At 65.9% G+C, this 19796-nt stretch carries 15 protein-coding genes; 7 read left to right on the top strand and 8 right to left on the bottom strand.

The window, feature by feature from the left end:
• Positions 1-24: 24 nt before the first annotated feature.
• Complete coding sequence (locus tag Pla175_RS15585; RefSeq protein ID WP_231953920.1) at positions 25-3051, bottom strand: PSD1 and planctomycete cytochrome C domain-containing protein; 3027 nt, start codon at positions 3049-3051, stop codon at positions 25-27.
• A gap of 443 nt (positions 3052-3494) precedes the next feature.
• On the opposite strand from Pla175_RS15585, the gene Pla175_RS15580 reads away from it, so the two are divergent.
• Positions 3495-4289 carry a hypothetical protein gene (locus tag Pla175_RS15580; RefSeq protein ID WP_145286924.1) on the top strand — a complete coding sequence of 265 codons (795 nt, stop codon included), beginning with the start codon at positions 3495-3497 and terminating at the stop codon, positions 4287-4289.
• Between the two features lie 56 nt (positions 4290-4345).
• Here Pla175_RS15580 and Pla175_RS15575 read toward each other — a convergent pair whose 3' ends face one another.
• The 6 genes from Pla175_RS15575 to ycaC form a co-directional block, all read right to left on the bottom strand.
• Positions 4346-5290 carry a sugar phosphate isomerase/epimerase family protein gene (locus tag Pla175_RS15575; RefSeq protein WP_145286921.1) on the bottom strand — a complete coding sequence of 315 codons (945 nt, stop codon included), beginning with the start codon at positions 5288-5290 and terminating at the stop codon, positions 4346-4348.
• A gap of 76 nt (positions 5291-5366) precedes the next feature.
• Positions 5367-6284 (bottom strand): endonuclease/exonuclease/phosphatase family protein, encoded by a 918-nt coding sequence (locus Pla175_RS15570; protein ID WP_145286918.1) that lies wholly within the window; start codon positions 6282-6284, stop codon positions 5367-5369.
• Between the two features lie 773 nt (positions 6285-7057).
• Positions 7058-7963, bottom strand: coding sequence for a PEP-CTERM sorting domain-containing protein (locus Pla175_RS15565; RefSeq protein WP_145286915.1), 906 nt, complete (start codon positions 7961-7963; stop codon positions 7058-7060).
• Positions 7956-8189 carry a hypothetical protein gene (locus Pla175_RS15560; protein WP_145286912.1) on the bottom strand — a complete coding sequence of 78 codons (234 nt, stop codon included), beginning with the start codon at positions 8187-8189 and terminating at the stop codon, positions 7956-7958. Before Pla175_RS15560 ends, Pla175_RS15565 begins: the two co-directional genes overlap by 8 nt.
• A 130-nt stretch (positions 8190-8319) precedes the next feature.
• Positions 8320-9177, bottom strand: coding sequence for a pirin family protein (locus Pla175_RS15555; RefSeq protein WP_145286909.1), 858 nt, complete (start codon positions 9175-9177; stop codon positions 8320-8322).
• A 145-nt stretch (positions 9178-9322) separates the two neighbouring features.
• Complete coding sequence (ycaC, locus tag Pla175_RS15550) at positions 9323-9943, bottom strand: isochorismate family cysteine hydrolase YcaC (RefSeq protein ID WP_145286905.1); 621 nt, start codon at positions 9941-9943, stop codon at positions 9323-9325.
• A 119-nt stretch (positions 9944-10062) separates the two neighbouring features.
• Here ycaC and Pla175_RS15545 point away from each other — a divergent pair, with 119 nt between their 5' ends.
• The 6 genes from Pla175_RS15545 to Pla175_RS15520 all read left to right on the top strand — a co-directional run bounded on the left by Pla175_RS15545 (position 10063) and on the right by Pla175_RS15520 (position 18256).
• A complete protein-coding gene (locus Pla175_RS15545; RefSeq protein ID WP_145286902.1) occupies positions 10063-10398 on the top strand; it encodes a winged helix-turn-helix transcriptional regulator in 336 nt (111 codons plus the stop codon).
• Between the two features lie 156 nt (positions 10399-10554).
• The gene (locus Pla175_RS15540; protein ID WP_145286899.1) at positions 10555-11940 is read left to right on the top strand and encodes a glycoside hydrolase family 88 protein; all 1386 of its coding nucleotides are present in this window, start codon (positions 10555-10557) and stop codon (positions 11938-11940) included.
• Positions 11941-11949: 9 nt separating this feature from the next.
• Entirely contained in the window at positions 11950-12732 is a 783-nt protein-coding gene (locus Pla175_RS15535; protein ID WP_145286896.1) for a 3-ketoacyl-ACP reductase, read from the top strand.
• Positions 12733-12742: 10 nt separating this feature from the next.
• On the top strand, positions 12743-13372 hold the full coding sequence (locus Pla175_RS15530) for a bifunctional 4-hydroxy-2-oxoglutarate aldolase/2-dehydro-3-deoxy-phosphogluconate aldolase (protein WP_145286893.1): 630 nt from the start codon (positions 12743-12745) through the stop codon (positions 13370-13372).
• 220 nt (positions 13373-13592) lie between these two features.
• Entirely contained in the window at positions 13593-15071 is a 1479-nt protein-coding gene (locus Pla175_RS15525; RefSeq protein ID WP_145286890.1) for a DUF1501 domain-containing protein, read from the top strand.
• An 86-nt stretch (positions 15072-15157) separates the two neighbouring features.
• The gene (locus tag Pla175_RS15520; RefSeq protein ID WP_231953919.1) at positions 15158-18256 is read left to right on the top strand and encodes a PSD1 and planctomycete cytochrome C domain-containing protein; all 3099 of its coding nucleotides are present in this window, start codon (positions 15158-15160) and stop codon (positions 18254-18256) included.
• A gap of 74 nt (positions 18257-18330) precedes the next feature.
• On the opposite strand, the gene Pla175_RS15515 is transcribed toward Pla175_RS15520, so the two are convergent.
• Complete coding sequence (locus tag Pla175_RS15515) at positions 18331-19791, bottom strand: nitronate monooxygenase (RefSeq protein ID WP_145286887.1); 1461 nt, start codon at positions 19789-19791, stop codon at positions 18331-18333.
• Between the last annotated feature and the right edge of the window lie 5 nt (positions 19792-19796).

The following is a 19796-nucleotide window of genomic DNA, read 5'->3' as shown; positions in this document are numbered from 1 at the left end:
GCATGGGGGGCGGGTATGAGCGATTCATTGGAGGAACAGGAACTCTTTGGTGTTGATCAGCGCGTGGGCGACACTGGTCCAGACCACTACGTCGCGGCTGTCGGATCGGCGCTGCTGCGCCTCGTCTTGCACAAACCGCGCGATCAGACGCAGCTCATCGGCCGACGGGGGGCGCCCAAAACCGGAATAGTAGAACGCCTTGGTCAGGCCGTCGACGGTCGTCGCCTCCCCGCTCAGCGTCTTCTCTGCCCAGTCACGCGCGCGGTCCTGCACAAACGGGTCGTTGAGCAGAGTGAGAGCCTGTGCGGGAACGTTGGACCGCGTCCGTCGGCCCATAGTGCTGAAAGGGGTCGGGGCGTCAAACGCCGCACCCAACGGCGACAGGAAGTTCCGCCGCACCTCCAGGTAGACCGACCTGCGCCCCGCTCCATCCATCGGGCCGTTCTTCTTGGGACGGCCTCGGCCTTGCATGAAGCTAGTGAGGTGGACCGGCACGGAGGGACCGTAGGGAGTCGCGTCCAACTTTCCCGCGATCAACAGCAGCGAGTCACGGATAGATTCCGCGTCAAGCCGCTTTGGAGGCAAGTGCGAGAGCCAGTCGTTATCTGGGTCTCTCTCGGCCGATTTTGCGTCGACCTGCGACGACGTACGGTAGGTGCTCGACAACACAATGGACCGGATCATCGATTTGACAGACTTGCCGTTTCGGTCAAACTCTCCGGCCAGGAAATCCAACAGCTCTGGGTTGGTAGGGGCCTCGCCCAGGACGCCAAAGTTGTCCGGCGTCGGTACGATGCCTTCGCCGATCAGGTGCTGCCAGATCCGGTTAACTATGACCCGACTGGTGAGCGGGTTGTCGGGAGCGTTCACGCGGTCAGCGAGGGCCAAGCGGCCGCTCCCGCCACCCGCAACCAACGGGCCGGGCCCGTCGATTGTTTCGAGGAACCGCCGCGGCACGGTCTCTGCAGGGCTGGCCGAATCGCCTCGGATTAGGCGCCGGTCGTCCTCCGCCGAACACTCCATCATGGCGATCGCGAGTCGAGAATGCTGTTGCACCTCCGCTTGGAGGGATTCCCTTTCACGGTTCCACTGACGGATCAGACGGGCGGTCTGTGCGGCGACTGCTGTCTCAATTTCCTGATCGGGATCGGCGGTTACCAGAGAGAGCGGCGCACCGATCTGTAGATTCGTATCAGCGCTCGCGGACAAGCGTTCGCTCAATCGCAGTAAGTTGACCGGCCGGGCGCCGGGAGCGGGCAACGAATCGTCGCCGGCAACCTCAACAATCCGCAGGACCTCGAGCCCGCAGTCGGCGTTAGGGGCGAACTCAAAGCAGACCCGCGACCCGGCGTGAAGAGTGAGGTCGAGACGCACCCAATGAAGTTCTTCCGTCTCTCGCTGGTCCTCGTCCGTCGGCGAGGCGAACTTGACAAGATTCTGTCCGTGTAACGGGCCGTGCAGTAAGCGGTGCGAGTTCACGCAAGCAAACGCCTGCCCGCCCCCGCGCACGAGGCACGCCACTCTTCCGGTGTCGAGCATGACGGTGGGTGTCCGCAACGTTCGCCCGCTCCATGTAGCTGGGTCGAGGGCGCCGCTGCCGTTCACGGAGGGTTGGCTGTCATTGCGCAAGATTTCCCAGAAGGGGTCGGCCGCGGCGCTGGCCTGCTGGGCGACGCGCAGCTCCAAATGCCTTCCGTCGTGATGCAGATAGAGGTCGCCCGCCTGGCGGATCGCCTGGCCAAAGGTGAATCCGTCCTGCATAAATTCGTGCGGCGCGGCAACCGCATAGTCGAAGAGGACCCGCACGTTATGCGGATCGTTCGCGGCCGTGGCGGTTGGCGGGTCCGCGGTCGACCGCGTTAGGGCCGCACGCCCGCCAACATCTTCCCTGGAACTCAATTCGCCGTCGATCGACTGCCGCAACGAGTCTTGGAACTTTCGGTCAATCGCGGCAAGCTTGAGAGCGACCTTGCGATTGTGTTCAAGCGACTCGAAACGCACCTGACGGTAGTCCGAACTCTGCAGGAACCCGGTGAGCGCGTAGTAGTCGCGGCTCGAGATCGCGTCGAACTTGTGGTCGTGGCAGCGGGCGCAAGCGACCGTCATGCCCAGGAACGTCTTCGACATCACGTCGACCATGTTGTCGAACCGTGTCGCCTCGTCCTTCCTTGTATCGACAGGAGAGTGCACCCACTCCCCAAGGTGCCAGAAGCCCGTTCCAAGGATCGACTCGTTGTAGCCCTGGTCCGGGTTCAAGCGCGGCTGCTTGAGTAAGTCACCGGCGATGTGTTCACGGACGAATTGGTCGTACGGTACGTCCTGATTGAACGCCCGGATCACGTAATCGCGGTATTGGTAGGCGTTGGGGGCGTCGTAGTCGAACTCGTGACCGCGCGACTCGGCGTAGCGGACCAGGTCGAGCCAGTGCCTTCCCCAACGCTCTCCGAAGCGGGGAGAATCCAACAGACCGTCGACGACACGCTCGAACGACTCAGGTGAGTCGTCGCCGGCGAAGGTCTCGACTTGCTGCCGAGTTGGCGGAAGTCCGATCAGGTCAAAGTAAAGACGACGGAGCAAAGCATACTTGTCTTTGGCCGGCGCCGGCGTCAGTCCAGCGGCCTCCATCTTTGCGAGCACGAACCGATCGATGTCGCCCTTCGGCCAGCCGCGATCCGCCACCTTCGGCGGTTCTGGCGAAGCTACTGGTTGCCACGCCCAGTGGCTCGACCGACGAGACTGCAGGTCGAACTCCTCGGTGGGCATCACCGCATCAGCAATCTCGCTTGCCGGCCAGTAGGCTCCTTCGGCGACCCATCGCGTCAGCACGGCGATCTCTTCCGAAGTGAGTTTCCCGTCCGGCGGCATCCTGAGCGAGCCGTGGTTGACCGCGTCAATCAACAGGCTCTCGTCGGGAGCGCCGGGAACGATCGCGACGCCTGACTCGCCCCCGGCCAGCATCAGGTCGGTGTGATCGACCCGCAGGCCCCCGCGCACCTTCGAGGACTTGGCGCTGTGGCACGCGTAGCAACGTTCGGCTAGCAACGGTCGCACCTGAGACTCAAAGAACTCCTCTCGGTCCGCGGCTGGAGGCCTTTCAACTGCGGTGGCGCCGGTCACGCTGACCGCGGTCAGCCAAGCAGTAACGAGGCTTCGACCCGCGACTGCCCAACGGGCGCGATGGTTGCGGCGAAGTGCATGCTCTGATGCGGCTGCCGAGCCGGAGAGAGCGCAGGCCGGCTTCCTGATCCGTTTCCGTTGGATTGGCATGGCGCAACGATTGGCGGTCGGTTGGGTCCCGATTGCAGTATAGCAGAGCTTAGAGCAGCGGGATCTACTTGAATGGTTTGTCGGAGCCCGGGAGAAAACTCGGGAAAGCGGGGTGACGTTCGCGGCAAACGCCAGACGCTCTGTCGAAGTTTCTATGCAATTCTCTTGCGGACTGAGCCTCGCAAGGTCTACCATAGCGACGGGCTGAACCATGGAGGCCACTTCTCATGTTTGCTTATCTAAGTGCTGGCCCGATTGCGCTGTGCGCGACAATCTTGGCGACCGCCGGGGCCTACGCTGATCATCCGATCTTTCTTCAAGAGTATCGTGTGTTGCCGGCGCACAGCGTGATCCATCAGACGGGCGGCTTCGCCGGCGTTGACGTGCGTTACCGCCTGAAAGGGGAGTACGACCTCGCCACCGGCTTTGACGAGGGCCGCCGCTTTGCCGAGTTCACCCGCGCCGAGATCACCGGCTTGAACCGTTCGCTGTCCACCGTTTCTGATTCCATTGGTGCGCTCGATGTCGATCAGGCATTAAACTTGTTGGGGCTCGAAGGCCGGTTCGTTCCGCTTGGGCTTTCGCACAACGTGTGGGAGTTCAGTGGGCAATCGGGCGACGATTCCAGTGTGCACCTGCTTGCCGCACAACGCGGCCCTTGGATGTTGCTCCGTGGCGTCACGACCCCGCCCCCCGGGAGCGCCGATTTCTTTCAATACAACGTCCGTTGGTTGGCCCGGACGGGCCCTTCCGCGGACATGAACGGTGACGGCGCTGTCGACGCAGCCGACTACACAAGCCTGCGGGACGGCCACCTCGACGGCGGCGCCGATATCGCTCTGTGGCGGTCTCAATTTGGTGAGCAAGCAGACATTGCAGAACTCGATGGCATGATGGACGCCGCCTGGGCCGCTAAGTCCGGCGTCGCCTCCGGCGCCGGGGTGCCGGAGCCGAGCGGCCTCGTGTTGCTCGGTACGATTGCGTCCGCACTGGTCTGTCGTTGGCGCCGCACCCGCGCATGATAGGTCCCCCGCTAGGTCTTGCCGTGTAGCGAATTGCACTCGGAGTGGCGTGCCCTTCAGCTTCCGGCGAAAGCCGACCGTAGCAACGCCAGGCTCTTGGGGATCGCGGTCTGCCAGTCTTCTTCTCCTTCGAACTCCAGCGACACGTAGCCCCGGTAGTGGTTGCGGCGGAAGATCTCTGCGATCCGTGGGTAGTCGAGGTCGAGCGAGTACCACAGCCCACCCCCGCAGTAGGTCTTGGCCTGTACGAACACGGTCTTCGGCGCCATCTGCTCGAGCCGGTCGTACGGGTCTTCCAGAAAGTTCCCCGTGTCGGTGGTGACCTGCAGCCAGGGCGAGTCGACCGCGTCGACGATCCGCAGCACACCCTCTGGCGAAATCCCTAACCCCCAGTGGTTCTCCAGCCCCAGCGTCACGCCGCACCGCTCCGCCGCGGGCAAGCACTTTTCAAAGGAGTCGGTGACCCACCCGAAGGCGTCGTCGTCCGAGTAGCCCGCTAGCCGCGGCTCGACGCCTCGGTTGGCCATCAACTCGTCGAAGTCTCCGCTGGTGCCCCAACGCCCGGTGTTGACCCGCATGGTTGGGATGCCGAGCTGGTAGGCGAGTTCGATGGTGTGAATGGTGTGGTCGATATTCTTCTGTCGCACTTGTTTATCGGGAGAGACGAACCCTTGGTGCGTGCTGAGCCCGCACAGCGACACCCCGTTGATCAGGGCCCGCTGCTTGAGGCGTTGCAGGTAGCCGCGCTCTTCGCTTTCCATCTGGATGTGCAGCAGCTCGACCGCGTCGAACCCCATCCGCGCCGCCTCGTCGATACAGCGCTCCATCGAAAGCTTCGAGTCGTCCTTGAAACGCCAGAACGAGTAAGTAGAAACGGCGATCGGGTTGCCACGTCGGTCGGCGGGCGGCGCCGCGGTTTCGGCGGCGATCAGGCTACGGGCGGGCAGGGCGGCCGCCGTTGCGAGGGCGCCCTTGGCGAAGGTGCGGCGACTGATGGACATGGCGAATCTCGTTGGGAAACAGAGTTGACTTGAGGGTCGACACGACCGTCGCCCAGAAGCCTTGGTCGGGGCTGCGCTACTGCTGCGCCTCGCGTCGCAGCAACGCTTGCACGGGGTAGTGGTCGGAGGGGTTGCGCCCGTCTGGTTGCGTCCGGTCGATCGCGGCGTGGAGCGTCTGCCAGCCCCCGCGGACCGCGATCCAGTCGATGCGGGCGCCCTCAACCACCGCGCCGCGGAAGCTGTTGAAGGTAGCCTGACCCGGCTCCCCGTCGGGGCGCGCAGCGACGTACGTGTCGATAAACAGAGAAGGTCCCCCCTCACGCTCACGCGCTGCGAACAGCGCCAGGTACGGGGGGCTGCTGACCGCGGAGTTGAAGTCCCCCGTGATGACGACGTCGCAGCCCGCGCCCAAAACGCCCGACTTAGCGACCAGCAGCTTCGCGGCCTGTTCTCGGGCCTCTTTGCCCACATGGTCGAAGTGGGTGTTGAGCCACAAGATCGGCGGTAGCGACAGGTCACGCCGGTCGCGGAGCTTCACCCACGAACACATCCGCGTCAGGCTGGTGTCCCACGACTTGCTGCCGGGGACCTCCGGGGTCTCGCTCAGCCAGAAGTGTCCCTCCGCGACCGGTTCGAACCGATCCGTCTTGTAGAACATGGCCGTCATCTCGCCGGACGGGCCGCCGTCGTCGCGTCCCACGCCGATGCCCGTGTAGCTTGGTAGTTCGTGTTCGAGAAACTCCTTCTGAAAGCCGAGCGTCTCCTGGGTCCCCAGCAGGTCGGGGTCGTAGGTCCGGATCGTGTCCGCGACCAGTCCCTTGCGTTTCTCCCAGTGGTTCTCGCCGTCGTTTGCGGCGCCGTAGCGGATGTTGAAGCTCATCACCCGCAGGTCGACAGGGGGTTTCTCAGCGGCGAGCAACGGCGCGGCGGCCGACCCAAGCAGAGCGAGTAGTCCGGCGGGCACGAGGAGTGCCGTGTAGCTAGTAGCACGCATGGCGGAGTAGTTCCCGGTGATGGAGTCGTGTTGGGTCGCCGCCCCGTGCGGCGCGGGGCCCGTCAGCATAACCGCTGCTGACTAGTGTTTTTGTCCTTTTGTCCGGTGTCCGGGGCAGACGAAAATCGGACAAAACCCCCCCTCCGGCCCAATAACCCGCTGGTTTTGCCTGCCTCGAGCGCCAGGTCGTTGGTCAAAACGGCCCCGGCACGCCTAGCGAGTCGGGCCGCGCGGACAAAAACCCCCATGGATCGGACACCTCGGTTGGGTCGGGCGGACACCTCGGGCGCCGCGCCTTGCGCGCGCACCCCATGCTGACGGACCGCCGGTCCGTAGGCGAGGGGCGAGCGAAGTCGTCCCCTATTGTCGCGGCGGGAGTGGCCATTTGCGACTAGAAAACCACCACAATCGCGGCGGACGGACGGAGCGTGGGGCAGCCTGGCGCCCGGCAGGCGACTTCCGTTTGCATGCGAGAGGAGCTGACGTGTGCCGGCTAGTTTTGGGGCCGCTGGGGCGATCCCTAGCGCGAGCGCCGACCGGACACCGCCAATGAAAAAAAGGCGGGCGCTCGGCGGCATCAAAGAAGCCGCCAAACGCCCGCCAACTTCTGGTAGGGACACTCGACCGTGATTGAGTTGCTGCTATCAGCGAACAATCATTCGATCGGGTCGCTCCCTGCCAAGATGTCGCAGTAGAGACGACACCCTTTGTCCTTCATTGGAGCGGCGACCGAAGCGAACGCTGGTCGGCCCAACACACGCGTGGCTACGGATTCAGCTCTGCGCGCCCAAACCTTGACGCCGCGCGGCAACAATCCCGGCCAGGGCGATCACCCCAAGCAGCACCGAGCTCGGCTCGGGAACGGCCAGCAGCAGGGCGGGCGAGAAGGCGCCTGCGCTGTTGTCCCGGCCGTACAGGTTGCCGATGTTCCCTAGGCCGTCGCCGGCGTCGTAGTTGTCGCTGTTGAGCATCGTCTGCTCTTTGGGATTGAACAGGTAGTTGAAGTTCAACCAGTTGGGAAACGGCGCCTCACCGTTGTGGATGGTGGAAGCGACGATCGTAACTTCCGTCTTTCCGGCCGCTAGAGCGTCCTTGACAAATTGGTCGAGCCGAGCGTTGGCCAGGACCAACGCGCCGCCGACCGGCAAGTGATTCTGCGTGCCAATCTCCGGGAAAGCCGCGGTGCCGAGCAGCGTCAGATCGCTGTTGAAGTCCTTGGTGCCGACGTCAAAGTCGGCGGTGATGCCCGGCGCGTTGAGGTAGGTGATGGTACTCTCATCCCAGGTGAGGGAGGTGTTGAGTCCGTAGAACGCCATCCCGGTGCGGACCAATGAGTTCGGCGTGATGTAGTCTTGGATCCGCGAACCGTTGAGAGAGTTGTTGCGGTAGGTCATGCGGAAGGCGGTGTGGCCGTCCGACGGCATCACGCGATCGGTCAGGTCGATCTTCACGTAGATCGAGCTGTTTCGGTCGTTGCCGTCGTTTGGAGAACCCGCGATCTCATTGTTCCTAACCCGCGAAGCGATCTCGGTGCTGGCGCCGAGGTTGTTCGTCGGTTGAAACTCGCGGACTTCTGCGTCGGCGCCGACGCCGTAATTGGTCGGCGTCCACATCGCTGCCGAGGCCGGCGCACAAATTGCCCCCGCTAAGGCAAGGGACAACAGACGAGTACTAGTCATGAGATCGCTCCGCAAGAAAGTAGAGAAGGAGAAAAAAAGAAAATACTAACTTGACTCGTCCGGTAGTATGCCGGTCCGCTTGGAGGCTGGCAATCAGTAAATTGACGATGCGACCGACTTTACCGCGTTTGGCGGCGTTGTCGCACGGACTACGACCGGCCCGTTGCAAATAGCCGGGGCGCGTACCGCCCTTTTTTGAAATCGGGGCGAAGTTTTTTTTGCCCATCGGAGCAGATTCGTCCTGCGCTGCCCGCGATCGGCGCCCGTGACGGTGAACCCCTCCCCGCCGCACGAAGCCCGCATCGCCGCTTCGCTACCGATCTGTGTTGCGGCGCCCGATCGCCGCCCCCTCCGGTCTACGACAACCGCCCCATCGCGCCCACCTGGTAGTCGCGCACGGCCTGCTGGATTTCTTCGCGCGTGTTCATCACGAACGGCCCCTGGCCTACGACCGGTTCGTTCAATGGCTCGCCTGTGAGTACAAGCACGCGTGCGGCCGATTCTGTTTGCAGACGCAGTCCGCCCGCTTCGCGCTCGAACTTGGCCAACTCGCCGGCTTTAACGGCGCCCTCTGCGAGGGCCACGACGCCGCTTTGGACAACCAGCAACGCGGTGTGGTCGCCGGCTACCGGCAGCTCCGTGGCGGCGTGCGCGTTCAGTTGGACGTCCCAGAGGTTGATGGGCGTAAACGTCTCGGCAGGGCCGCGATGGCCGAGAAGCTCGCCGGCGATCACGCGGGCCGTGCCTGCTTGATCGGGCAAGTCGACCCTAGGGAACTGAGCGTCCCGCAAGTCTTGGTATTTGGGCGGCGTCTGCTTGCCCTTTGCGGGCAGGTTGACCCAGAGCTGGATCATCTCCAGCGTGCCCCCTTGGGTTGCGAACCGGCGGCTGTGGAATTCCTCGTGGACGATCCCAGACGCGGCGGTCATCCATTGCACGTCGCCCGGGCCTATCAACCCGTGGCTGCCGCTCGAGTCGCGGTGCTCCAGCTCGCCCTGGTAGAGGATGGTGACGGTTTCAAACCCGCGGTGCGGGTGCTCGCCCACGCCCCGCTTGGCCTGGCCGGGCTCGAAGTCGTGCGGCCCGGCGTAGTCCAGCAGCAAGAAGGGATCGTACGCGTTGCCGCCCGCGTACGAGAACAGGCTCCGCACGGGGAAGCCGTCTCCCACCCAATGCTGTGGGACATCGCGAACAAAGCTCTTTACGCGTTTCATGGTGTTTGCCTCGACAGCTAGTGGGGCGGGGATAGGCTCGAACTGTGGTCAGCGCAGCGGGGGCGGGCCGCCCGGGCCAGGGCGGGACGCGGTCGACAGCGCTGCGGCGCGCCGATCGCGGCGGGGCTCGGGCCTTTCGGCCGCGCTACCTCGGGGCGTTGTAGCTGGTGATTAGGTTGCGGTAGGACGGCAGGTGGTTCGAGAACAACTCGCCCAAACCCTCCATATCGTTCCGCCAGTCGCGGTGGAGTTCGCAAGCCATCCCGAACCAACTCATGAGCTGCGCCCCGGCGGCCTCCATCCGCGACCAAGCGGCGTCGCGGGTCGTCTGGTTGAAGGTGCCGGAGGCGTCGGTAATCACGAACACCTCGTAGCCTTCTTCAAGGGCCGAGAGCGCCGGGAACGCGACGCACACTTCGGTGACGACGCCGGCGATGATTAGCTGCTTCTTGCCGGTGGCTTTGACCGCCTTGACGAAGTCTTCGTTGTCCCAGGCGTTGATCTGCCCGGGGCGGGCGATGTAGGGGGCGTCGGGGAAGCGCTCCTTCAGCTCGGGGACCAGCGGGCCATTGGGGCCCGACTCGAAACTGGTCGTGAGGATGGTCGGCAGCTCGAAGTACTTGGCCGCGTCGGCGATGGCCAGCACGTTGTTCTTGAAGTCGTCCGGCGAGAAGTCGCCGACGACGTTGCACAGCCCGGATTGATGATCGACGAGCAAGACGGCCGCGTCCGACTTGTCGAGACGATGGTATTGGAATCCGCTCATGGTCTTGTCCTTGCAGGAGGGTCGGTTCCGCCACGGTGGCGTCTTGATTTCTAGGAGCCAATCGAACACATTGCAAGTATGGGCGAAATAGTTAGTAGTTACGCATAGGATACTGAAGCATGGGAGCAGGGGCCAAAAGCAAGCAGAAGGGGGTGGCGTGCCCGGTAGAGACAACGCTGAGGGTGATCGGCGGCCGCTGGAAGGTGTTGATCATCCATTTCTTGCTGACCGGGACCATGCGGTTCGGAGAACTGACGCGCTCGCTCGGCGGCATCTCGGCGAGAACGCTGTCGAAGCAGCTCCGCGAGCTCGAGGCCGACGGGGTTGTTGCGCGTAAGGACTTCGGCGAGATCCCCCCCAAGGTCGAGTACTCGCTGACCCCGCTCGGCAAGACGCTCGAGCCGGTGCTCCGTTCCATGGAGGCGTGGGGCGTCGTGGTTGAGAGGCGCCGATAGGAAGCGCCGCCGCCGGTTGGTTCGCAGGTCCCAGAGTCTCGCGCGCAGCACGCGCCGGGCAAGGCCTAAACCCTTCGACGCCGCTCGTGTACAATCGGCCGGTTTCCGGCATGGGATTCCCCTTCTTCCGACGATGCTCCTCCACGCGCGACACGAATGATTGATATCGACTTGCAGTTGACCCCGCGCGACCTGCTGCCCGCGCTCACGCGGATGTGGGCCGCCTCGGCCGACAGGCTCGACCGCATTGAGGGGCGCTGGGCCGCGGGGACCGCGTCGCCGGTCTTCACCGTCGACGGGGCGTACCAAGCGCAGGGCTGGACCGAATGGACGCAAGGGTTCCAGTACGGCAGCCTGATCTTGCAGTTTGACGCGACGGGCGAGCAGCGGTATCTCGGCCTGGGGCGCGAGCGGACCGTCGCCGCGATGGCCCCCCACGTGACGCATTTCGGCGTGCACGATCACGGCTTCAACAACGTCAGCACCTACGGCGCCCTGCTGCGGCTGATGAACGAGGGCCGCATCGAAGAAGACCCGTGGCAACGCCATTTCTACGAGCTGGCGCTCAAGGCCTCGGGCTCGGTTCAAGCGGCGCGGTGGTCGCCGACCAGCAGCGGCGACGGGTACATCTACTCGTTCAACGGCCCGCAATCGTTGTTCGTAGACACCATCCGCTCGTGCCGGGCGCTGTCCATGGCCCACCAGTTGGGCCATGCGCTGATGGGCGAGCGCGACGGGCGCATCAGCCTGATCGGGCGGATCATCCAGCACGCCAAGGTCACCGCGACCTACAACATTTGGTACGGCGAAGACCGAGACACGTACGACATCCGCGGCCGCACGGCGCACGAGTCGTTGTTCAACACCAACAACGGCGACTACCGGGCCCCGTCGACCCAGCAGGGTTACTCCCCGTTCACCACGTGGACCCGCGGCCTGGCGTGGGCGATGGTCGGTTACCCCGAGCAGCTTGAGTGGTTGGCGACCCGGCCCGACGAAGAGCTGGAGCCGCACGGGGGCCGCGCGGCGGTTGAAGGGGTGTTCCTCAAGGCGGCCGGAGCCGTCTGCGACTACTACATCGACGAGACTCCCACCTGCGGCGTCCCCTACTGGGACACCGGGGCGCCGGGGCTGGCCCGGATGGGCGACTATCTAGATCGGCCGGCCGACCCGTTTAACGACATCGAGCCGGTCGACAGCTCTGCGGCGGCGATCGGGTGCCAGGGGCTGTTGAGGCTTGGCAGTTTGCTCGACGCGCGGGGCGAGACCGAGGCCGCCGCCCGCTACCGCCAGGCGGGGCTCACAGCGTTGCGGACGCTGCTGGATGAGCCCTACCTGGCCACCGACGGCAAGCACGAAGGGCTGCTGTTGCACACCGTCTACCACCAGCCGAACGGCTGGGACCACGTGCCGGCGGGTCGCACGGCCCCGGTGGGCGAGGCCTGCATGTGGGGCGACTACCACCTCCGCGAGGCGGCGCTGTGCGTCGGGCGCCTCGCCAAGGGCGAGCCGTATTACACCTTCTTCGGGCCGAGCAAGTAGGGCGCGCCGATGAGCAAGGCAGACAGACGCGTCGCGTTGGTCACTGGGGGGAGCCGCGGCATCGGCTTCGGGGTAGCGCGCGCCCTGGCGGCCGAAGGTTTGGACGTCGTGATCAACGGCCGGCGGCCCGAGCCGGACGTCGCCGAGCCCATCGCGGAGTTGCGATCGTTGGGCGCCCAGGTGCTGTATTGCCGGGCCGACATCGGCGAGCTGGCGGACCACGGGGCGATGCTCGATGCGATCCGCGGCCGCTTCGGCCGGCTGGACGTGCTGGTGAACAACGCGGGGGTGGCGCCCGACGTGCGGGCCGACCTGCTGGACGCGACGCCGGAGAGCTTCGACCGCCTGATGCGGATCAATCTGCGCGGGCCCTACTTCCTCACGCAGGCGGTCGCCCGGTGGATGATCGAGCAGCGGAAGGCCGACCAAGGGTTTCAGGCCGCCATCGTCAACGTGTCGAGCGTCAGCGCGACCGAGGCGTCCGTCAACCGGGGCGACTACTGCATCTCGAAGGCGGGCGTCGGGATGGCGACGCAGTTGTGGGCGGCCCGGCTCGGCGAGTTTGGCGTGCCGGTTTTCGAGGTGCGGCCGGGCGTCATCCGCACCGACATGACGGCGGGCGTCACGGACAAGTACGATAAGCTGCTGGCCGAAGGCCTGACCGTCGAACCGCGGTGGGGCGTGCCGGAAGATGTTGGTCGCGCCGTCGTCGTGCTGGCGACCGGAAAACTCACCTACGCTACCGGCGCCGTGCTGCCGATCGATGGCGGCCTCACCCTACGAAGGCTGTAAGGAACCACGCATGAGCGACGCGGTGTTTGAACAACTCGGCCGGCACAAGCTGGCGCCCGTCATCGCCCTGGACGACGCCAAGCAGGCCGAGCCGCTCGCCGAAGCGCTCGTAGCGGGGGGGCTGCCGGTGGCCGAGGTGACGTTCCGCACCGATGCAGCGCTCGAGTCGATCCGCATTATGGCCCAGCGGGGCGACCTGTTGGTGGGGGCGGGCACCGTGCTCACCACGCGGCAGGTCGACCAGGCGCAGGAAGCCGGCGCTACGTTTATCGTCTCGCCCGGGTTCAATCCCAAGGTAGTTCGGCACGCCCAGCAAGCGGGCATCTGCGTGTGCCCGGGGGTCTGCACTCCCAGCGACATCGAGCAAGCGATCGAGCACGGGCTCGAGGTCGTCAAGTTCTTCCCGGCCGAGGCGTTCGGCGGGCTGGCGACGCTCAAGGCGATCGCGGCGCCCTACCGGCAGGTGCGGTTTATGCCGACCGGCGGCATCGGGCCGGACAACGTCCGCGACTATCTGGCGTTCGACCGTGTGGTGGCCTGCGGCGGGAGCTGGATGGTGAAACCTTCGTTGTACGCCGACGGCGATTTTGCCCCCGTCCGGCGGGCGGCGGCCGAGGCCGTTGCGCTTGTTAAGCAATAGACGCGTGTGAGGCGCGCCGTGGGGGGCTGGCAAGCGCTTGCCGGTTTTGCGCAGTTCGTTCGCCGGCGTTTAAGACGCCATCGCCGGGTTCTCTGGATTGGCTCGTGGCGTCTCGGTAGAATGGGGATCAACCCGCCTCGCGTGGGCTCTTCTGCGCGATCCCCGCTCGGGCGGCGTTTGTCCCTCGTCTTCCCTTCGCCAGCTAGGCCGAGGCTTCGCAATGCGAGAACCCATCGCCCTGGAAAGCAAGCTGGCGCTGAATCGTCGGCACTTCTTCGGAAAAGCCTCGCGGGGGATCGGCGCGGCCGCGTTGGCCTCGCTGCTCAGCGCTGATCAGTGGGGGGGCTGCGCCCTGGCTGCCGCGCCGGGGGCGTCTGGTTCGCCGGGGCCCCCGCGTCCGCACTTTGCGCCCAAGGCAAAGCGGATGATCTACCTGTTTCAGAGCGGGGCGCCGTCGCAGCAGGACCTGTTCGACCGCAAGCCGCTGCTGAACCGGTACTTTGGGGAAGAGCTTGGCGACCACGTCGAGATGAACCAGCGGGTCACCGGGATGACGATGAATCAGAAGCGATTCCCGATCGCCGGCACCAAGTACAAGTTCCGCCGCGATCCTCACTCGGGGACGGAGATTTCCGAGCTGCTCCCCTATACCCGCGAGGTGTCGCAAGAGTTCTGCCTGATCCGCTCGATGCACACCGAGGCGATCAACCACGACCCGGCGATCACGTTCTTTCAGACCGGATCGCAGATCCCCGGGCGGCCGAGCATTGGCTCTTGGCTGTCGTATGGGTTGGGGTCGGAGAACGACGACCTGCCCGGCTTCGTCGCGATGGTCTCGCGCGGCACCGGCCGCCCGAATTGCCAGCCGCTGTACGACCGCCTGTGGGGCGCCGGGTTCTTGCCGACCCAGTACGCCGGCGTGAAGTTCATGAGCGTGGGTGACCCCGTGTTGTTCCTCTCGAACCCGGCCGGCTGGTCGTCCGCCGCGCAGCGGCGGATGCTGGACGACCTGGCGAGGCTCAACGAAGAGAAGCTCGCAGAGTTCGGCGACCCCGAGATCAACACCCGGATCAAGCAGTACGAGCTGGCCTACCGGATGCAGACGTCGGTCCCCGAGCTGACCGACTTCTCGGACGAGCCGCAGCACGTGCTAGACATGTACGGCCCGAACGTCCAGCAGCGTGGGTCGTACGCGTACAACTGCCTGATGGCGCGGCGGCTGGCCGAACGCGACGTGCGGTTCATCCAGTTGTTCCATATGGGATGGGACCAGCACTTCACGCTGCCCGAACAGCTTCCGGGGCAGTGCCACGACACCGACCAGCCCTCCGCGGCGCTCATCAAGGACCTGAAGTCGCGCGGGTTGCTCGACGACACCTTGGTGGTGTGGGGGGGCGAGTTCGGACGCACCTCGTACTGCCAGGGGGCGTTGACCCACGACAACTACGGTCGCGACCACCACCCGCGTTGCTTCTCGCTGTGGGCGGCCGGCGGCGGCATCAAGCGCGGCGTCACCTACGGTGCGACCGACGACTTTAGCTACAACGTCGTCGAGAACGGCGTGCACGTTCACGACCTGCACGCCACGCTGCTGCACCAGATGGGGATCGATCACGAGCGGCTCACTTACAAGTTCCAGGGCCGCCAGTTCCGGTTGACCGACGTGCACGGTCACGTGGTGAAAGACATCCTGGCTTAGCGCGGTGGCGCCCAGGCGTGCGCCCGACACTGGCGCGTCGGGCCCGACAAGCAACCAGCGTCCGCAAGAACCCGCAATCGTTGGTCATGAAGCAATCGCCAAACAAGCAAGACGCTCCCGCGGGTTGCTGCATCGTCGCGGCACTTTGTGTGTCGTGGATGGGCGCGCTGGCGCCGTCGCCGGCGGCGGCGCAGGCCAGGCTTTCGTTTAACCGCGACATCCGTCCGATCCTGTCGGAGAACTGCTTCCACTGCCACGGCCCCGACGCGGGGGCCCGGCAAGCAGGCCTGGCCCTGCACACGGCCGGGCAGGCCGCGGCGGCGATCCGGCCCGGGAGGCCCGACGAGAGCGAGCTGGTGGCGCGGGTCTTCAGCAACGAGCACCCAATGCCGCCGGTCGGCTCCAACCGGTCGCTCAGCGAAGCACAGAAAGGCTTGCTGCGGCAGTGGATCGCCGAGGGCGCCGAGTACCAGTCTCACTGGGCCTACCTACCGCCGCAGAGGCCGCCAACGCCAACGCCCGAAGAACTCGACGGCAGACCCACTCGCACCCCGATCGACGCGTTTATCCAAGCCAGGCTTGCGCAGGAGGGGCTCGCGATCTCTCCCGAGGCCGAGCCCGAGGTGCTCGCGCGGCGGGCCACTCTGGCGCTCACCGGGCTCGCGCCCACGCCGGCCGAGACGGACCAGTTTCTGGCAGACGAGGAGCCGGGCGCCTACGAGCGGCTGGTCGATCGGCTGCTGGCGTCCGACGCCTACGCAGAACGGATGACGCTGGTTTGGCTCGACGCGTCGCGCTTCGCCGATTCGGACGGCTACCAGAACGACGCCCCGCGGTCGAACTGGCCCTGGCGCGACTGGGTGATCGCCGCGTACCGAGACAACATGCCGTTCGATCGGTTCACGATCGAGCAGTTGGCGGGCGACATGCTCCCCAACCCCACCCCCAGCCAGCGTCTGGCGACCGCCTTCAACCGCAACCACCGGCAGAACGGCGAGGGGGGCGCGCTGGAAGAAGAGTTCTTTGTTGAGAACGTGATCGACCGGGTCGAAACCACCTCCGCGGTGTGGCTCGGACTCACCACTGGCTGCGCGCGTTGTCACGACCACAAGTACGACCCTATCTCGCAGCGCGAGTTCTACCAGTTGTACGCGTACTTCGACAACATCGGCGAGCGGGGCATCGGCAAGGGGGTCGACGCGGATCCGTTGATGCAGAGCGGCTCGCCGCTGCGGCCGATCCCAGCGCCGCTGGCCGATCGTTTGGCCGCCGCGGAGCGGGGGCTTGAGTCGGCGCGCAAGGGCTTGCCGGACCGGCGCGCCGCGTGGGTCCGCCGGATGGCCGCGGACGGGCCCTCGGACAAGAACGAGTGGTTCCCGGTCGAACCGGCAAAGCGGGTGACGGTGGTCCGCGGCGAGCGCCGTGAAGAGGCGGCCCCCATGCCCGATGGGAGCTACGAGTTCGGCAGGTATGGCAGCCAGGCGGTTGCTTACGAGATCGACGTCAACACCGCCGGCGAGGCGATCACGGGCCTGCGGATCGACGTGCTCCCCAGCAGCCACCTGGGCCAGAACCCAACCCTGGGCGCCGGCGACAACGGCAACTTTGTGGTGACCAACCTGTCGGCGCGTGTCGCCTACCAGGGCGAGCCGGCGGGGACGAAGCTCGAGATCGCGCGGGTCCAGGCAGACTACGAGCAGCCCGGCTACCCCGCGTCGAAAGCCATCGACAGCGACGCTAAGAGCGGCTGGGCCGTCAACGGGGCCGATCCCTCCCGACCGGTGAGGCTGCAACTGCAACTCAAAGAGCCGATCAAGAAGGACGTTCAGGCGACCCTCACGCTCGTGATCGAGCAGAACTCGATCTACGCCAATCACACCATCGGCCGGCTACGGGCGTACTTCTCGACGCTGCCGATGTCGATGACGCTGACCAAGTCGCTCAACCAGACGCTGCGGAAGCCGCAGGCCACGTGGACCGACGCGCAGCGGAAGGAGGTAGACGACCACTACGCGAAGATCGATCCGCCGCTGCTGGCGGCAATCGGCGAGCACGACGGGGCGAGCCGGGCGATCGACCGCGCGGGGTTCGCTAGGGTGCCGGTGATGGTGATGAACGAACGCGACGACCGGCGACCCACCTACTTGTTGAGCCGCGGCCAGTACGACGCGCCAGACCTGTCCGAGGCGTTGCCGCGCACGGTGATCGCGGCGCTGTTGGGGGACCACGAGGCGCCCCGCGACCGCCTGGAGCTCGCCGAGTGGATCGTCAGCCGCGACAACCCCATCACGGCCCGGGTGGTTGCGAACCGGATGTGGCAGCACATGTTCGGCATCGGGTTGGTGAAGACGACCGAGGACTTCGGTTCGCAGGGCGAACGCCCCAGCCACCCGGAACTACTCGACTGGCTGGCGGTGGAGTTCATCGACTCTGGTTGGGACGTTAAGCAGTTCTACCGGCTGATCGCCCGCAGCAGCGTGTTCCGGCAGTCGTCTCGCGTGACCCCGGCGTTGCACGAGAAAGACCCGGAGAACCGGCTGCTGGCGCGGGGGCCCAGGTACCGCATCGATGGCTTCGCGGTGCGCGACGTCGCGCTCGGCGCCGCGGGCCTGCTGCGGACGGACGTCGGCGGACCGCCGGTCAAGCCGTACCAGCCCGGCGGGCTGTGGGAAGCGGTCGGCGCGTCGGCCAGCGACCGCTACGTGCAGGACACGGGAGACAATCTCTATCGCAAGAGCATGTACACCTACTGGAGGCGTGCCGTGAATCCCCCGCTCCAGACGATCTTCGACGCTTCGGGACGCGAGGTCTGCAACGTGCGGCGGCGCCTGACCAACACCCCGCTGCAAGCGCTGGCGTTGATGAACGACGAAACGTTCATCGAGGCGGCGCGCCGCCTCGCCCAGCGGATGATGACCGAGTCGGGCCGATCGCCCGACGAGCGGCTGGCGTACGGCTACCGCTTGGCTACCGCCTACCACGCGTCTCCCGCGACCCTGCAGGTGTTGCGGGACAACCTCGGCTTCTTCAAGGGGCACTTCGCCGAGCGCCAAACGGACGCACTGGCGTTGCTCGCCCACGGCCAGTCGCCGCGCGATCAATCCCTCGACGCCTCGGAGCACGCCGCCTACACGGCGGTAGCCCACCTGATCCTGAACCTGGACGAGACGATCACGCTCGAGTAGCCCCCCACGCCGGCCTTGGTCGGCTGCCCCGACCGCAACGGTGCGCGCGGCTCGCGTGCGGATGCGCGCCGCCCTCAGCAGGGGACCGAGGTTCGGCGCGCCCCTACAAGCGACAGCAGGTAGCTCACCACATCGCGAGCGGAGTACGCCAAGGCGTCGGAGCCTCTTAGGAACTGCGCCAGATGCCGGACCTCGTCGCCGCTGGTGACCAGCGGGAGCTCGCGGCCGCCATCGGCGCGGACCTGCCCCAGGCCGACGTTGGCCATCAGGGCATTGCATACGCACTTCCGGCCGGTCGTGTCCGCTTGTTGGCCCCCCTTGTGCACGTAGGCGGCGACGGGCTCGGCCGGGCAACGCCAGCCCAGGCCGCCATTGGGTTTGCGGAAGGCCTGACGGAGGAACCCCAGGTCGCAACGCCGCTTGCGGAGTTGGTACGCCGCGGCTTCCGACAGGCTGCCCAGCAGCGACAGCACCTTGAACGGGAAGCCGGTCGGCGACGCGACCGGGTCGGTGCACACGTCCAACGCGCCCGACTTGCTCCCCTGGATCACTGCGCGGCGGATCGATTCACTCATCCCCGACTCGTTGCAGAACGCAAACGCGGTCCCCACCTGAACGCCCGCGGCGCCTGCCTCTAGGGCGTCGACCACCCGCTCCGGAGAGCCGTACGACCCCGCTAGCCAGAACGGGCGCCCCAGCGAGCGCATCGCCGCCAAGTCGACAACGTCGCGTTCTCCGTACACCGGTTCTCCACGGTTGTTGAAGCTCGGCTGCCCACGGGGGGGCGCATTGTGTCCGCCGGCCGTGGGGCCCTCGACAACAAAGCCGTCGACCGCGCCGCTGGCCTTGCGGGTCAGCATCGTGGCGAGCGTCGCCGACGCGACGATCGGCAAGAACTTGGGCCGCCGGAGCCACGGCGTCTGGCCCCCGGTGAACGTGTCGGGGTCGAAGCAGCAGCGGAAGCGGTCGTCCCGCTCGGCGCCTTCTACCCTGAGGGCGAGCTCCACGGGCTTGCCCTCGCAGAGCCGATCGAGGATGCCGGGGATAGCCGTCGGGATCCCGGCCCCCATCAGCACGTAGTCGACCCCAGCAATCAGAGCGCCGAACAACGAGGGGAGCGTGGGGAGCTGGATCTTCTCTAGGTAGTTGATGCCCACCAGCCCGTCGTGGTCTTCCTTGGCCAGGTACACCTCCACAAAGTTGGCCACGACGATCAGCTCCTGCTGGTCCTGCGAGGGGGACTCGTCTAGCAGCCTGAGCGGAACGAACGGCGCGTCTGCCGGCGTTCCTCCCGGCACGAAGTAGCGATCGAGGACGCGTTGGGCGATGTCCGGCAGGGGGAACTCGGCGAGGGCCCGCCGGAGGTGGCCGCCCGGGTCGCCCCGTTGCAGCCGGCGCGCCAACACCACGTCGAGCGCCGTGCCCGACACCACGCCCAGTTGGCCGGTTTGCGCAACCGCCTTGGCCAGTGGCCAAGCGGACACGGCAACCCCCATCCCACCCTGAATAATGATCGGTTCGCGTGCTAGTTCCATGCCGG

It is taken from the genome of Pirellulimonas nuda, assembly GCF_007750855.1.
GTDB lineage: Bacteria > Planctomycetota > Planctomycetia > Pirellulales > Lacipirellulaceae > Pirellulimonas > Pirellulimonas nuda.
Note: the sequence above shows the minus strand (reverse complement) of the source record. Positions and strands in the feature narration are given on the sequence as shown.

What these genes read in the sequence shown, in the direction of transcription:
- Pla175_RS15580 (WP_145286924.1), top strand. Translation starts at nt 3,495, where the DNA reads ATGTTTGCTTATCTAAGTGCTGGCCCGATTGCGCTGTGCGCGACAATC.
- Pla175_RS15575 (WP_145286921.1), bottom strand. Translation starts at nt 5,290, where the DNA reads ATGTCCATCAGTCGCCGCACCTTCGCCAAGGGCGCCCTCGCAACGGCG.
- Pla175_RS15570 (WP_145286918.1), bottom strand. Translation starts at nt 6,284, where the DNA reads ATGCGTGCTACTAGCTACACGGCACTCCTCGTGCCCGCCGGACTACTC.
- Pla175_RS15565 (WP_145286915.1), bottom strand. Translation starts at nt 7,963, where the DNA reads ATGACTAGTACTCGTCTGTTGTCCCTTGCCTTAGCGGGGGCAATTTGT.
- Pla175_RS15560 (WP_145286912.1), bottom strand. Translation starts at nt 8,189, where the DNA reads ATGGGCAAAAAAAACTTCGCCCCGATTTCAAAAAAGGGCGGTACGCGC.
- Pla175_RS15555 (WP_145286909.1), bottom strand. Translation starts at nt 9,177, where the DNA reads ATGAAACGCGTAAAGAGCTTTGTTCGCGATGTCCCACAGCATTGGGTG.
- ycaC (WP_145286905.1), bottom strand. Translation starts at nt 9,943, where the DNA reads ATGAGCGGATTCCAATACCATCGTCTCGACAAGTCGGACGCGGCCGTC.
- Pla175_RS15545 (WP_145286902.1), top strand. Translation starts at nt 10,063, where the DNA reads ATGGGAGCAGGGGCCAAAAGCAAGCAGAAGGGGGTGGCGTGCCCGGTA.
- Pla175_RS15540 (WP_145286899.1), top strand. Translation starts at nt 10,555, where the DNA reads ATGATTGATATCGACTTGCAGTTGACCCCGCGCGACCTGCTGCCCGCG.
- Pla175_RS15535 (WP_145286896.1), top strand. Translation starts at nt 11,950, where the DNA reads ATGAGCAAGGCAGACAGACGCGTCGCGTTGGTCACTGGGGGGAGCCGC.
- Pla175_RS15530 (WP_145286893.1), top strand. Translation starts at nt 12,743, where the DNA reads ATGAGCGACGCGGTGTTTGAACAACTCGGCCGGCACAAGCTGGCGCCC.
- Pla175_RS15525 (WP_145286890.1), top strand. Translation starts at nt 13,593, where the DNA reads ATGCGAGAACCCATCGCCCTGGAAAGCAAGCTGGCGCTGAATCGTCGG.
- Pla175_RS15520 (WP_231953919.1), top strand. Translation starts at nt 15,158, where the DNA reads ATGAAGCAATCGCCAAACAAGCAAGACGCTCCCGCGGGTTGCTGCATC.
- Pla175_RS15515 (WP_145286887.1), bottom strand. Translation starts at nt 19,791, where the DNA reads ATGGAACTAGCACGCGAACCGATCATTATTCAGGGTGGGATGGGGGTT.